This is a genomic window from Noviherbaspirillum sp. Root189 (assembly GCF_001428545.1).
Lineage (GTDB): Bacteria > Pseudomonadota > Gammaproteobacteria > Burkholderiales > Burkholderiaceae_D > Noviherbaspirillum.
In genome coordinates this window covers 145,838-160,046 of the sequence record NZ_LMHZ01000034.1, presented here as the reverse complement: position 1 = coordinate 160,046, position 14,209 = coordinate 145,838, and the positions used below count along the sequence as shown (strand labels likewise).

The window sequence follows — 14,209 nt, the reverse complement described above, 5'->3', positions numbered from 1 at the left end:
AAAATGGAAGTCCTTTACCTCCCTGTTTACCATGTCCGGTCACCGACTCGTTCCCGCCGTCCTTGCCTATCTGGACGGCATTCCCTATTCGGAAATCTACGGCGACGTCTACCATTCCGCGGACGGTGGACTGGCGCAGGCACGCCATGTCTTCATTGGCGGCAATCGCTTGCCGGAACGCTGGCGTGGCTGCCGGCGTTTCGTGATCCTCGAAACCGGCTTTGGCCTCGGCCTCAATTTTCTCGCCACCTGGCAGGCGTGGCGTGCCGATCCCGAGCGCGCGCAACAGCTGCACTACATCGCCATCGAGAAGCACCCGTTCAGCCGCGCCGACCTGGAAAGCCTGCATCGCCAGTGGCCGGAACTGGCGGAGTATGCGCAAGCGCTGCACAACCGGTGGCCGCCTCTGGTAGCGGGCTTTCATCGCCTGCTGCTCGATGAAGGACGTGTCGTGCTAACCCTGGTGTTGGGCGATATCGCCGAATGCCTGCCGGAGATCCATGCCGCCGCCGATGCGTTTTACCTCGACGGTTTTGCACCGAGCCGGAATCCTGAAATGTGGACACCGCCGATTCTCACCCGCCTGAACCGCCTGGCCGCGCCCGACGCGACGCTGACGACGTACAGCATCGCCAGTTCGGTACGCGCGGCGTTGACCCAGGCCGGTTTTGTCTGCGAAAGAGTGCCCGGCTTTGGTCGCAAACCGGAGATGCTGGCTGCGCGCTTTGCACCGCGCTGGACACAGCCGCCCCACGTGAAGGCCAGGTTCAATGTTGATGCAGGCGAACGACGTGCCATCGTGATCGGTGCCGGGATCGCCGGCAGCGCCGCGTGTGAACGGCTTGCGGTGCGCGGCTGGCAGATTGCGCTGATCGAACGGCATGCAAAACCCGCGCAGGAAGCATCCGGCAATCTTGCAGGCATCGTCATGCCCTTGCTGTCACGAGACGACAACCTGGCATCCCGGCTGGCACGGTCCGCTTACTTGTTTACGCTGCAACTCTGGCAGCGGCTCGGTGGCGCCGGCAAGGCGTTCGCCGCAGATACTTGCGGCGTGCTGCAACTGGCTGATGATGCCGGGCATGCGCAGTTGCAACGCGATACGCTGGCAGACAGCGGTTTTCCGGAAGACTATGTGCGCTGGGTGGGGCCGGACTGGGTGGAAAGGAAAACCGGCAATCCGTCATCGCATGGCGGCTGGTTGTTCCCGCAAGGCGGCTGGGTAAGGCCGGCGAGTTTGTGCGAAGCCTTGCTGGATGCCTGTGGCACACAACTGCAGCGGTACTTCGGGCAACAGGTTGCGGCGCTGGAACGAATCGATGGCGAGTGGGTGGCACGCGATGCGGACGGCAACGAGATTGCCCGCGCACCGGTGCTGATCCTGGCGGCAGGAACCAACGCCGCGCTGTTGCCTCAAACACAAGAACTGCCGTTGCAGGCGATCCGTGGCCAGGTGACGCATTTGCCGGCTTCGGCCTTGCCGGTGCCGCCGCTGGTGGTATGTGGCGAAGGTTATGTGACGCCGCCAGTAGAGGGATTGTGTCCCGTCGGTGCGTCGTATGACTTTGATGATGACAGAACCTTGCGTCGCAGCAGTCATGACGAAAACCTGCTGCGGCTGGCCCAGGTCCTGCCGCAGGTGATGAGCGGTGCGTTGGCGGGGGCGATGGAGAGTGCGCCGGTTGAAGGCCGGGTTGGCTTTCGCAGCGTATCGCCGGACCGCCTGCCCTTGATTGGCGCTTTGCCGGATTCGTCGGCACCGATTACCGGCAGCCGCTTGCGCGATGTGCCACGGTTGCCGGGCGCATATGGCTTGCTCGGCTATGCGTCACGCGGGTTGATCTGGGCACCGTTCGGCGCGGAACTGCTTGCCGCCGCGCTGGAAGGCGAACCGCTGCCGATTGAACAACAATTGGCCGATGCGTTGGATCCTGCCCGTTTTGCATTGAAGGCCTACCGGCGGGGTGGCAGCTGACGCCGGTCATTCTTGCAGGAATGCCATGCCATGCGTAAGCCCGTCAAAATTGTTCTTATTGCCGTTGCGACATTGCTGCTTCTGCTGGTCGCCGGCATCGTGGTGATCGCCGCGTTTTTCGACCCGAACGATTACAAGCCGGACCTGGTCCGCATGGTGCAGGAAAAAACCCAGCGCAAGCTGGCGATTCCCGGCACCATCCGACTCAGCTTCTTTCCCAAACTGGGCGCCGACCTGGGGCGCGTCACCCTGTCCGAGCGGCAGGGTACGACTGAATTTGCCGCGGTCGACCGCGCTACGCTTTCCCTCGCCTTGTTGCCTTTGCTGTCGCGGCAATTCGTTGTCGACCAGATCCGCGTCGACGGCTTGCAGGCAAAAGTGACCCGTTTCAAGGATGGCAGCACCAGTATTGACGATTTGCTGCCCAAGGCTGAAGAAACGAGCACGACACCGGCGCAGCCGGAAGAACGGAGCGCTGTGCGGCTCGACATCGACGGCATCCGTCTGAGCAATGCACGGATTGCCATCGACGATCGTCAGAAAGCGCGGACCATGGAACTTGGCAATGCCGATCTGACCACCGGCAAGATTGCCGAGGGCGCATCGGGCAAACTGCAGTTCTCCGCCGATATCAGTGCAAAGAATCCCGACATCAATGGCAAGCTGAGCATCCGGGCCGGCTACACACCGCGCTGGTCACAGCAGCATTACACCGTCACCAGCATGGATACGACTTTCAAGGGCAGGTTGGCGGATTTCAGCGATCTGTCGCTCGCGCTGTCCGGTAATGCGGAATTGTGGCTGGCAACGGGGCGCTTTGCGCTGGACCGACTCCGCTTGAGTGCTACCGGCAAGCGCGCCGGCGAAGCGATCGATGCGCAGGTCGACATTCCGCAGCTGGCCATTACCGACGCGCAGATCAAGGCTGCCAAACTGACCGGCAATGCCAGGCTGAACGCCGGCACCCGCACCACAACGGCACAGATCGAATTGCCATCATTCGAAGGCACGCCGCAGGCTTTTCGTATACCGGCGTTCGTTATCGACAGCACCGTCAAGGATGACAAGCTCGATGCGCGGGCCCGCCTGACGGGACCGCTGACGGGAGATATCGACAAGCTGCTGTTTGCGTCCCCTGGTCTCACCGTCAACCTGTCAGGCAAGCAGGAGTCGACCGCGATCAGCGGTAACATCTCGGCACCGCTGTCGGCGAATTTCAAGACGCAGATAGTCAGTATTTCCAAACTGGTCGCGGACCTCAATCTGCCCAATCCGGGCGGTGGGGCATTGCAACTGAAGGCCAATGGCGATGCGACACTCGACCTCGGCAAGAAAAGTGCGACCGCCACCCTGGCCGGCAACCTCGACCAGAGCCGCTTCGACCTGCGTTTGGGCATGAGCGAGTTTTCTCCGGCCGCCTATACTTTCCAGGTCGGCATCGACCAGATCGACGTCGATCGCTATCGCAGCAAACCGGCGACCGCCAAGCCGACAGGGGCCGCGTCTCCAGTTCCAACCTCAGCTCCACCAGCCCCAGCCGAACAACCACTCGATCTGTCCGCGTTAACGAAGCTGCGGGCCAGTGGCAATCTGCGCATCGGTGCCCTGAAGGTGGCTAACATCCGTAGCACCAATGTGCGCGTCGACTTGCGGGCCGGTGCCGGCAAGCTCGACATCAATCCGATCAATGCCAATCTATACGGCGGCAGCGTCGCCGGCTCGCTGAGCGTTGTATCGGCGAGCCCCAATCGATTCGCACTGCAACAAACCTTGTCAGGGGTTCAAGTCGGTCCGCTGCTCAAGGATGCGATCGATAAGAATCCAATCGAAGGACGCGGTAACGTGCACCTCGATGTCACCAGCAGAGGCAAGCTTGTCAGTCAACTCAAGAAGCAGCTGGCCGGCACGGCAAGACTGGAGCTGCGCGATGGCGCGATACGGGGGGTGAACATTGCACAAACAATACGCAGTGCAAAAGCCAAGATTGGCGAACTGCGCGGCGGTGAAAGTGCGCAGGGTGGTACCGCATCGACTGACGAGAAGACCGACTTCAGCGAGTTGTCGGGAAGCTTTCGCATTGCCAACGGCATCGCCCATAACGAAGACCTGACCATCAAGTCGCCGCTGGTCCGTGTCAGTGGCTCAGGCGACATCAATATAGGTGAAGACCGGCTCGACTATGTCGCCCGCACCACCGTGGTATCGACCCTGCAGGGGCAGGGCGGTCCCGAGTTACAGGCACTCAAGGGACTCACTGTACCGGTGCGACTCTCCGGACCTTTCAGTGCCATTGGATGGCGTGTCGATTTTGCCGGCATGGCAAGCGAGCTGGCGAAGCAAAAACTCGAAGAAAAAATCGGCGGGAGCAAGGACGACATCAAGGCCAGGGCACAGCAGTCGCTCGGCGAAGAAAAAGCAAAGGCACGCGATCAGCTGAAGGATCGATTGAAGGGCTTACTCGGCAAGTAATTTGTGCTGTCAGTAACATGACTATACGCTTGAGCCTGCATGTCTGCATCAAATGCAGAAAATAACTTTTCACTCATGTGGTGACTTTGAATTCATCGTTGCGGGATGCACGCACCGCATGGCGATCTGCTGAATTGCGATGCTGTTCATGTTCAATTCAGCAGATTGAATTTGGGCTCACTCAATCGCCTCAGAGCCGTATGCATAAGGATGGATGTTGTATGCCTGCCCTTGTCGCATTTTCACAGCAGCGTTCTTGTTATCCCGTCTATAAACAAGCTTGCGATGACAGCGATGACGCTAAAAAGTTTTACGCAATCGAATCGTAAAACTAAAAAAATACGTCATAAATAGCGCTTTGAAAAGAGCATTTGGAAAGCCTAATTTTCAACATTTTCCGCTTACAAAAAAAACGCGAAAATTTCCTAGCGACCAGAGAAAATCGGGCGTAGTATGAAATTGCGGAGTGGAAATTCAGTCTTGAATCCGACCCACAAACGACCGGCAATTACATCAAAGGACGCCCCCATGAAAATCTTTGACAACTACGCAGCACGGTATGAGCGGACTCGGGAAGAGGAATACTCCCTGCAGGAATATCTGGAACTGTGCAAGCGCGATCGACTCGCTTATGCCACTGCTGCCGAGCGCATGCTCGAGGCAATCGGCGAACCTGAGATGATCGACACGCGCCATGATTCGCGTCTCTCGCGTATCTTCGCCAACAAGGTTATCAAGATCTATCCGGCCTTCCGTGAGTTCTACGGTACGGAAGAGGTGATCGAGCAGGTAGTGTCCTACTTCCGTCATGCTGCTCAAGGTCTCGAAGAGCGCAAGCAGGTACTTTACCTGCTCGGCCCCGTCGGCGGCGGCAAATCGTCGATCGCTGAAAAGCTCAAGGCGCTGATGGAACAAGTTCCGTTTTACGCGATCAAGGGTTCGCCCGTGAATGAATCGCCGCTCGGCCTGTTCAACGAACTCGAAGACGGCGAAATCCTCGAAGAGGACTACGGTATCCCGCGCCGCTACCTGAAGACCATCCCCAGCCCGTGGGCCGTCAAGCGCCTGCACGAGTTCAACGGCGACATCAATCAGTTCCGCGTGGTCAAGCGTTATCCGTCGATCCTGAAACAGGTCGCGATTTCCAAGACCGAACCGGGCGATGAAAACAACCAGGACATCTCTTCGCTGGTCGGCAAGGTCGATATCCGCAAGCTTGAAGACTACTCGCAGGATGATCCGGATGCGTACAGCTACTCCGGCGGCCTGTGCCTGTCGAACCAGGGTTTGATGGAATTCGTCGAAATGTTCAAGGCCCCGATCAAGGTATTGCACCCGTTGCTGACCGCAACGCAGGAAGGCAACTACAAGGGTACCGAAGGCTTCGGCGCGATCCCGTTCGACGGCGTGGTGCTGGCGCACTCGAACGAATCCGAGTGGAAGGCATTCCGCAACAACAAGAACAACGAAGCGTTCCTCGATCGTATCTACATCGTCAAGGTGCCGTACTGCCTGCGCGTGTCGGAAGAGGTCAAGATTTACGACAAGCTGATCCAGAATTCCTCGCTGTCGAAAGCGCCCTGCGCGCCCGGCACCCTGAAGATGATGGCGCAGTTCGCGGTGCTGTCACGTGTCAAGGACCCGGAAAATTCCAGCATCTTCAGCAAGATGCAGGTGTATGACGGCGAGAACTTGAAGGACACCGATCCAAAGGCGAAGTCGCGCCAGGAGTATACGGATTACGCCGGCGTCGACGAAGGCATGAACGGTCTCTCCACACGTTTCGCGTACAAGATCCTGTCCAAGGTCTTCAACTTCGACAACACCGAAGTCGCTGCCAATCCGGTGCACCTGCTGTACGTGCTGGAACAGCAGATCGAGCGCGAGCAGTTCGCGCCCGAACTCGAACAGCGCTACATGTCCTACATCAAGGAATACCTGGCGCAACGTTACGTCGAGTTCATCGGCAAGGAAATTCAGACCGCTTACCTGGAAAGCTATTCCGAGTATGGCCAGAACATCTTCGACCGTTATGTGACGTTCGCCGACTTCTGGATCCAGGACCAGGAATTCCGTGATCCGGACACCGGCGAGAGCTTCGACCGTGATTCGCTCAACAGCGAACTGGAGAAGATCGAGAAGCCGGCGGGGATTTCCAATCCGAAGGACTTCCGTAACGAAATCGTCAACTTCGTGTTGCGTGCCCGTGCGCAGAACAGCGGCAAGAACCCGGCATGGACCAGCTATGAAAAGCTGCGTACCGTGATCGAGAAGAAGATGTTCTCGAACACCGAGGAACTGCTGCCGGTGATCTCCTTCAACGCCAAGGCCAGCGCCGACGATGCGAACAAGCATCAGGAGTTCGTCGGCCGCATGGTCGCGAAGGGTTACACCGCGAAGCAGGTTCGTTTGCTTTGCGAGTGGTACCTGCGCGTACGCAAGTCGTCGTGATGTAACGTCCCGCTCCGCGCGGGCTCCTTCCCCCTTGCAGGGGGAAGGGGCCTGCAGGATGAAGCGGGAAGCTCTTTCTTCTATCAAGGAAAAGAGCAATAACAAACGCCCATACTGTTTCAGGAGGCAATTTGGCTCACCTCATCGACCGGCGCTTGCAGGGTAAAAACAAGTCCGCTGGCAATCGCGAACGCTTCTTACGGCGTTACAAGGGCCAGATCAAGGACGCCGTTGCGCGCGCAATCAAAGGCCGCTCGATCAAGGATATCGAGAAGGGCGAAAAAGTATCCATTCCCGTCAAGGACATCAATGAACCGACGTTCGGCCATGCGCATGGCGGCGTATGGGAAGTCGTTCGTCCCGGCAACAAGGAATATCAAAAAGGCGACCAGATCCAGCGGCCGAAAGGCGGTGCTGGTTCCGGCAAGGGCAAGGGAGGCAACAGCGAGGAAATCACCGAAGACGATTTCGCGTTCGAGCTGACCCGCGAAGAGTTCATGAACTACTTCTTCGAAGACCTCGAACTGCCTAACCTGGTCAAGACCCAACTGAAGTCGATTACCGAGTTCAAGCAGCAACGTGCCGGTTACACCGTGTCCGGCACGCCGTCGAACATCCACGTATTGCGTTCGCTGCGCGGTGCGCTCGGCCGCCGTATCGCAGTCGGCGGAAAGTCGCGCAAGCGCCTCAGGGAAGCAGAGGAGGAACTCGCCCAGTTGATGCAGACGACGTTCGAGGACGATCATCGCATCCTGGCGTTGCGCAAGGAAATTCATCAACTGCGCACCCGCTTGCATGCGATTCCTTTCCTCGATCCGATTGACCTGCGTTACAGCAACCGTATCAAGGTACCGAAGCCGTCCAGCCAGGCCGTGATGTTTTGCGTGATGGACGTGTCGGGTTCGATGGACCAGGCCAAGAAGGATGCGGCAAAGCGCTTCTTCATCCTGCTCTACCTGTTCCTTGAGCGCGCGTATGAAAAGATCGAAGTGGTCTTCATCCGCCACCATACGCAGGCGACCGAAGTGACCGAGGACGAGTTCTTCAACTCGCGCGAATCGGGCGGCACCGTGGTGTCTTCCGCACTGGTCCTGCTCGACAAGGTCATCCAGGAACGCTATGCCAGCAGCGACTGGAATGTGTATGTGGCGCAGGCGTCGGACGGCGACAACTGGGATAACGATTCCGTGACCTGCCGCGAACTGCTGATCAACAAGATCATGCCGATGGTCCAGTACTACGCGTATGTCGAGATCACCGATGGCGAACCGCAGAACCTGTGGCACGAATACACACAGGTCCCCGACCATTGTCCGCACTTCGCGATGCAGAAAATCGAGTCACCGGCCGATATCTATCCGGTGTTCCGTGAACTGTTCAAGAAACAACCGAAATGACGACAACCGCGATCAAGAAACCCGCAAGGAAAACGGCTGCCAAACCCGGACGCAAAAAGGCCGGCAAGCCGTTCCGCCTGCCCGAGCAGTCGGAGTGGACCTTCGAGCTGATCGAATCCGTTCACGAAGAAATCCGCCGCGTCGCGGAAGGCTTCGGACTCGATACCTATCCGAACCAACTCGAAGTCATCACCGCCGAGCAAATGATGGATGCGTATGCGTCGGTCGGCATGCCGGTGTCCTATGCACACTGGTCCTATGGCAAGCAGTTCCTGTCCACGGAAAAGAGTTACAAGCGCGGTCAGATGGGCCTGGCGTATGAGATCGTGATCAATTCGAACCCATGCATCGCCTACTTGATGGAAGAGAACAGCCTGACCATGCAGGCGCTGGTGATCGCGCATGCTTCGTACGGCCACAACTCCTTCTTCAAGAACAATTACCTGTTCCGCACCTGGACCGACGCCGAAGCGATCATTGACTACATGGTGTTCGCCAAGAACTATATCGCCGACTGCGAGCGGCGCTATGGCATCGACGCGGTGGAGTTGCTGATCGACTCCTGCCATGCGCTCCAGAACTATGGCGTGGACCGTTACAAGCGTCCCGCCAAGCTGTCAATGGCGGAGGAGCGCGAGCGTCAGGAAGACCGCGAGCGTTACCTGCAATCCCAGGTCAATGACTTGTGGCGCACGATTCCACGCAAGGCCGAGGTGGTACAGGAAACCGGTCCGTCACGTTTCCCTGCGGAGCCGCAGGAAAATCTGTTGTACTTCATCGAAAAGTCGGCACCGCTGCTGGAACCATGGCAGCGCGAGGTCGTTCGTATCGTGCGCAAGATTTCTCAGTACTTCTACCCGCAACGCCAGACGCAGGTAATGAATGAAGGCTGGGCCACGTTCTGGCACTACACCATCCTCAACCAGTTGTACGACGAGGGCGTGGTCGGTAACGGCTTCATGATGGAGTTTTTGCAGAGCCATACCAACGTTGTGTATCAACCGCCGGTGACCAGCAAGTATTTCAACGGCATCAATCCGTATGCGCTGGGCTTTGCGATGATGCAGGACATTCGCCGCATCTGCGAAAACCCGACTGACGAAGATCGCCAGTGGTTTCCCGATATTGCCGGCAGCGACTGGAAGAAAACGCTCGACTTCGCGATGCGCAACTTCAAGGATGAAAGCTTCATCGCGCAATACCTGTCGCCGAAAGTCATCCGCGATTTCCATTTCTTCGCGGTGCTGGACGACGACAAGAAAGACAAATTGGCGATTTCGGCAATCCATGACGATGCCGGTTATCGCTACCTGCGCGAACAGCTTGCCGGGCAGTACAACCTGGGCAACCGTGAACCCAACATACAGGTGTGGTCAGTCGACACGCATGGTCATCGCGCACTGACGCTGCGTCATAACCAGTATCTGCGCAGGCCACTTTCGAACCAGACCGGTGAGGTGCTCAAGCACGTCGCGCGTCTATGGGGATTTGACGTCATCCTGGAAACTGTCGATCCGGATGGCAAGGTAGTAGAAACGACGGAATGCAAATGCGAAAAGAGGCAGCGCGGTAGCTAGGGGAGGGGTGCGCCGGACGCCACAGGAACGGGGAGCGTCAAAGACGCTGTGGCGCCCATTGCGACCCTGCCGCATTGTTTTGCTTCGCATGCAATGCGGTCATTATCGCCATGTCTCTTTTCATGGGCGCTTGCCGGGAAACCGGCAAGACTTGATGCCAGGGCGAAAGCCTTGGCATTTTTTTGTCATTCGGTTTGTTGCGCCATAAACGCATTCGAGTTCGCTAGACCGGCCACGTGTTGTTCAAGCAAACAAACAACGTGACCACGAATACTGTTCGGATCCCGTGCTTGTAAATCTGTAATTTTTTCCGCCCCTCTGTAGAGTCTTCCAGACGTGCATTGCATGCACGATCACCTCCTTCTATGGCAGCCCAGCCAGGAAGGGACATGCAGGCTATTGGCACATACATTGCCTAACATCGGAATACATCAAATGATGTATTCCGATGGCTATTGCCATCATGTTCCTGAAGGAGATTCCAGATGCAACAACGCAAAAACCTCAATCGCATGCTCGGAGTTGCCGCACTGGCAATGATGTTCGGTAGTGCCTCTGTGTATGCACAAAGCACCGGTACGACCGGCAGCGGCACGGCAGGGGGCAACACCCAGTCCGGCGCCATGTCCGGATCGTCCGGTACCGGTTCGTCGGGTGCAAGCAAAGGCAGTAACAGTTCAGTCGCCAAGGCTGACCAGAAAATGATGCGCGATCTGGCAGAAGCGAATCTGGCGGAAATTGAAACAGGCAAGCTGGCGCTGGAGAAATCCCAGAACGATCAGGTCAAGACCTTTGCGCAGAAGATGATTGATGATCATACCCAATCGCAAAAAGAACTGGAGCAGCTGGCGCAACAAAAAGGCGTGACCCTCCCAACCGAGACTGACATGAAACACAAGGCCGCGGCAAAGGCGCTGAGCGCTCTCGAGGGCGACAAGTTCGACAAGATGTACATGAACCAGGTTGGCGTGCGCGATCACAAGAACACGCATCAGCTGCTTTCCAAGGCGCAAAAGAATGCCAAGGATCCGGATCTGAAAACGATGGCAGCGAAAACTGCCCCGATCGTCGACAACCACCTGACGATGGCACAGGATCAAACCGGCAAGAAGTCTTCCAGCAGCGGTTCGTCCTCTGCCAAGGGCTCGAGCGCTTCCGGCAGCGGCCGTGCTTCCAGCGACAAGTAAATACACAGTCAGTGTGACCTGTTGTACGACGTAAGCAATGTGCCGTCCCACGCGGCGCATTGCCTTGCGGTGGTGACCGGAATGCTCCCCATGTCACCGGACATACTTACGACATACGGCGGTGCTCCGTCCTGACCGTACTTCGCGCACCTCATCAAATTGCTGCCGCCTGGCGAAAGAAATCGCCGGTAAGTTTTATAAAGGAAACGACATGGATAACGATGATGTAATCACGACGCTGAACGACCTGATCGAAACCAGCAAGGATGGCGAAGACGGTTTTCGTGCTTGCGCCGACGATGCCAAGGATCCGACGCTCAAGGCCTTCTTTGCCAATCGTGCGCAAGCCTGCGCCGCTGCGGCCACCGAACTGCAGAATGCGGTGCGCTCGTATGGCGGCGACCCGGAAACCAGCGGTGGCCTGGGCGGTGCACTGCATCGCCGCTGGGTCGACATCAAGTCGATGATCACGGGTAAGGACGACAAGGCCGTGCTGCAGGAGTGCGAGCGTGGCGAAGATGTCGCCGTCTCCAGCTATCGCCGCGCACTTGAAAAGAACTTGCCGGTGGAAGTACGGACCATGGTTGAACGCCAGTACCAGGGCGTGCTGCAGAACCATGACCAGGTAAAGAGCCTGCGCGACCAGTATCGCAGCACCTAAGAGGCGACCGGCCAGCGGACGCTCGTCGCGGCAATATGCCTTACGCGATGCAAGCGAACGCTGACCGGCCTTTTCGCACCATCACCCCAGTAGAGTAAAATACCGGCCTGCCAATGCTCGCCCTCCGGCGTTGGCCCGGATCGCTGTCACTCTGCCAACACGCCGCGACAGTCCGTCCCCACAGAATTTTTCCGGATTGCCCGCATGCTGCGACTGACCAACGTACAACTTCCGCTCGACCATCCCGAAGCCGACCTTCAGGCGGCCATCCTTTCGCGGCTGCAGATTCCCGCAGACCAAATGCTCGGCTATACCGTGTTCCGGCGCGGCTACGATGCCCGCAAACGCAGCGCGATCAACCTGGTCTACACCATCGACGTCAATGTGCGCGACGAATCCGTCGTACTGGCACGATTGCAGGGCACTCCCAATATCACGGTCAGCCCCGACACCGGTTACAAATACGTCGCCAGGGCACCCGCTGCGCTGCTGTTGCGACCGGTGGTGATCGGCTTCGGTCCCTGTGGCATCTTCGCGGCGCTGATCCTCGCGCAAATGGGCTTTCGCCCGATCATTCTCGAACGCGGCAAGGTCGTCCGCGAACGTACCAAGGACACCTGGGGCTTGTGGCGCAAGCGCGAGTTGCATCCCGAGTCGAATGTGCAATTCGGTGAGGGCGGCGCGGGGACGTTTTCCGATGGCAAGCTGCACAGCCAGATTAAAGACCCCAAGCATTATGGCCGCAAGGTGCTGACCGAATTCGTGGCGGCGCATGCGCCTGAAGAAATTCTGTTCGTCAGCAAGCCGCATATCGGCACCTTCCGCCTGGTCAAAATGGTCGAGGCCATGCGCGAGACGATTGAATCGCTGGGCGGCGAATTTCGCTTCGAAGCCAAGGTCACCGACATCGAGATCGACAAGGGCCAGGTGCGCGGCGTGGTACTCGAAAGCGGCGAACGTATCGCAACCGAACACGTGGTGCTGGCGGTTGGCCACAGCGCGCGTGACACCTTCCAGATGCTGTATGAGCGCGGCGTCTATATCGAAGCCAAGCCCTTCTCGATCGGCTTCCGTGCCGAGCATCCGCAATCGCTGATTGACCGCGCGCGCTTCGGCAAATTTGCCGGCCACCCCTTGCTGGGCGCTGCCGATTACAAACTGGTACACCATGCGCGCAATGGCCGTTCGGTCTATAGCTTCTGCATGTGCCCAGGCGGCACCGTCGTTGCCGCCACTTCGGAGCCGGAACGCGTCGTCACCAATGGCATGAGCCAGTATTCACGCAACGAGCGTAATGCCAACAGCGGCATCGTGGTCGGCATCACGCCGGACGATTATCCGGGCCACCCGCTGGCCGGCATCGATTTCCAGCGTGAGCTGGAGTCACGCGCCTACGTGCTGGGCGGACGCAATTACAATGCGCCGGGCCAGCTGATCGGCGATTTTATCGCCGGCAAGCCATCCACTGAATTCGGCACGGTGCAGCCTTCGTACAAGCCGGGTGTGACGCTGACCGATCTCGGTCCTTCGCTGCCCGACTATGCGATCGAAGCAATGCGCGAAGCACTGCCGGCGTTCGACCGCCAGATCAGGGGATACGCCATGCGCGACGCGGTCTTGACGGGTGTAGAAACGCGCACCTCGTCGCCGATACGCATCAAGCGCCAGGAAAATTTCCAGAGCATGAACACGGTCGGCCTTTTCCCTGCGGGCGAAGGCGCAGGTTATGCCGGCGGCATTTTGTCCGCAGGCGTCGACGGCATCAAGGTGGCGGAAGCGGTCGCGCTGAGCATCATGGGCAATACCGATGTGCGCGGCGGCGGGCATGCCGGTGAACTGATGTATTGAGCCCTGATTGTCAGGAACCCCGATCATCGGCGTGTCTCGATCGTCATTTTGATGGGGGCTCTTAGTCCACTTCTAAGGTCTGCAGCTCGGCTTTCGGTATTCCGTTAGTTACTTCAAGAAACGCCAGTGAAATCGGCAAGCGAAAGCGACGTGGACCGGCGCTGCCCGGATTGACGTAGAGCACGCCTTTTTCCTTTTTTACCGATGGCTTGTGCGAATGGCCGGAGATGATGACCTTGATGCCCGCCGCCGCCGGATCGATATCGAGGTCATGCAGGTCGTGCACGACATAGATCTTCACGCCGTCCACCTCGATTACTTCCTTCTCGCGCAGCGCCATGGCCCAGTCACCCCGGTCATTGTTGCCGCGCACCGCGATCACCGGTGCGATCTCTTCCAGTTGCTCCAGCACCTTTGCGTTGCAGATGTCTCCGGCATGGATGATGCGGCTCACACCGTTCAGCGCAAAGCGCGCCTCCGGTCGCAGCAGCCCATGGGTATCTGAAATCAAACCTATGCGTTGTGTCTCCATAGTTACCAACAAATTGCAAAGAACAAAGTGGTATGCACTTGCAAGATGCATACCTTGACTTAACTTGACTTGCGCGGTCACCCAAGTGCGCATGCACGACGCACGCAAAAAA

At 58.0% G+C, this 14,209-nt stretch carries 9 protein-coding genes; 8 read left to right on the top strand and 1 reads right to left on the bottom strand.

Translation table 11 applies throughout. The annotated features are described in order from the left end of the window. Positions 1 to 31 precede the first annotated feature (31 nt). The 8 genes from mnmC (at position 32) to ASE07_RS19335 (ending at position 13,565) form a co-directional block, all read left to right on the top strand. Positions 32 to 1,975 carry a bifunctional tRNA (5-methylaminomethyl-2-thiouridine)(34)-methyltransferase MnmD/FAD-dependent 5-carboxymethylaminomethyl-2-thiouridine(34) oxidoreductase MnmC gene (gene mnmC, locus ASE07_RS19370; protein WP_057292453.1) on the top strand — a complete coding sequence of 648 codons (1,944 nt, stop codon included), beginning with the start codon at positions 32 to 34 and terminating at the stop codon, positions 1,973 to 1,975. A 30-nt stretch (positions 1,976 to 2,005) separates the two neighbouring features. Further along, on the top strand, positions 2,006 to 4,444 hold the full coding sequence (locus tag ASE07_RS19365; RefSeq protein ID WP_057292452.1) for an AsmA family protein: 2,439 nt from the start codon (positions 2,006 to 2,008) through the stop codon (positions 4,442 to 4,444). Positions 4,445 to 4,972: 528 nt separating this feature from the next. Beyond that, entirely contained in the window at positions 4,973 to 6,895 is a 1,923-nt protein-coding gene (locus ASE07_RS19360) for a PrkA family serine protein kinase (RefSeq protein ID WP_057292451.1), read from the top strand. 131 nt (positions 6,896 to 7,026) lie between these two features. Beyond that, entirely contained in the window at positions 7,027 to 8,292 is a 1,266-nt protein-coding gene (locus ASE07_RS19355) for a YeaH/YhbH family protein (RefSeq protein WP_057292450.1), read from the top strand. Then, positions 8,289 to 9,869, top strand: coding sequence for a SpoVR family protein (locus ASE07_RS19350; RefSeq protein WP_082584299.1), 1,581 nt, complete (start codon positions 8,289 to 8,291; stop codon positions 9,867 to 9,869). The genes ASE07_RS19355 and ASE07_RS19350 overlap by 4 nt, the downstream gene beginning before the upstream one ends. A 485-nt stretch (positions 9,870 to 10,354) precedes the next feature. Next, on the top strand, positions 10,355 to 11,056 hold the full coding sequence (locus tag ASE07_RS19345) for a DUF4142 domain-containing protein (protein WP_235548533.1): 702 nt from the start codon (positions 10,355 to 10,357) through the stop codon (positions 11,054 to 11,056). Between the two features lie 211 nt (positions 11,057 to 11,267). Continuing rightward, positions 11,268 to 11,717 (top strand): ferritin-like domain-containing protein, encoded by a 450-nt coding sequence (locus ASE07_RS19340; RefSeq protein WP_057292449.1) that lies wholly within the window; start codon positions 11,268 to 11,270, stop codon positions 11,715 to 11,717. A 204-nt stretch (positions 11,718 to 11,921) separates the two neighbouring features. Continuing rightward, positions 11,922 to 13,565, top strand: a complete 1,644-nt coding sequence (locus ASE07_RS19335) for an NAD(P)/FAD-dependent oxidoreductase (RefSeq protein ID WP_057292448.1) — start codon at positions 11,922 to 11,924, stop codon at positions 13,563 to 13,565. A gap of 61 nt (positions 13,566 to 13,626) precedes the next feature. Here the strand turns inward: ASE07_RS19335 and ASE07_RS19330 are convergent, their stop codons facing one another. Continuing rightward, positions 13,627 to 14,097, bottom strand: a complete 471-nt coding sequence (locus ASE07_RS19330; RefSeq protein ID WP_057292447.1) for a metallophosphoesterase family protein — start codon at positions 14,095 to 14,097, stop codon at positions 13,627 to 13,629. Positions 14,098 to 14,209: the final 112 nt, after the last annotated feature.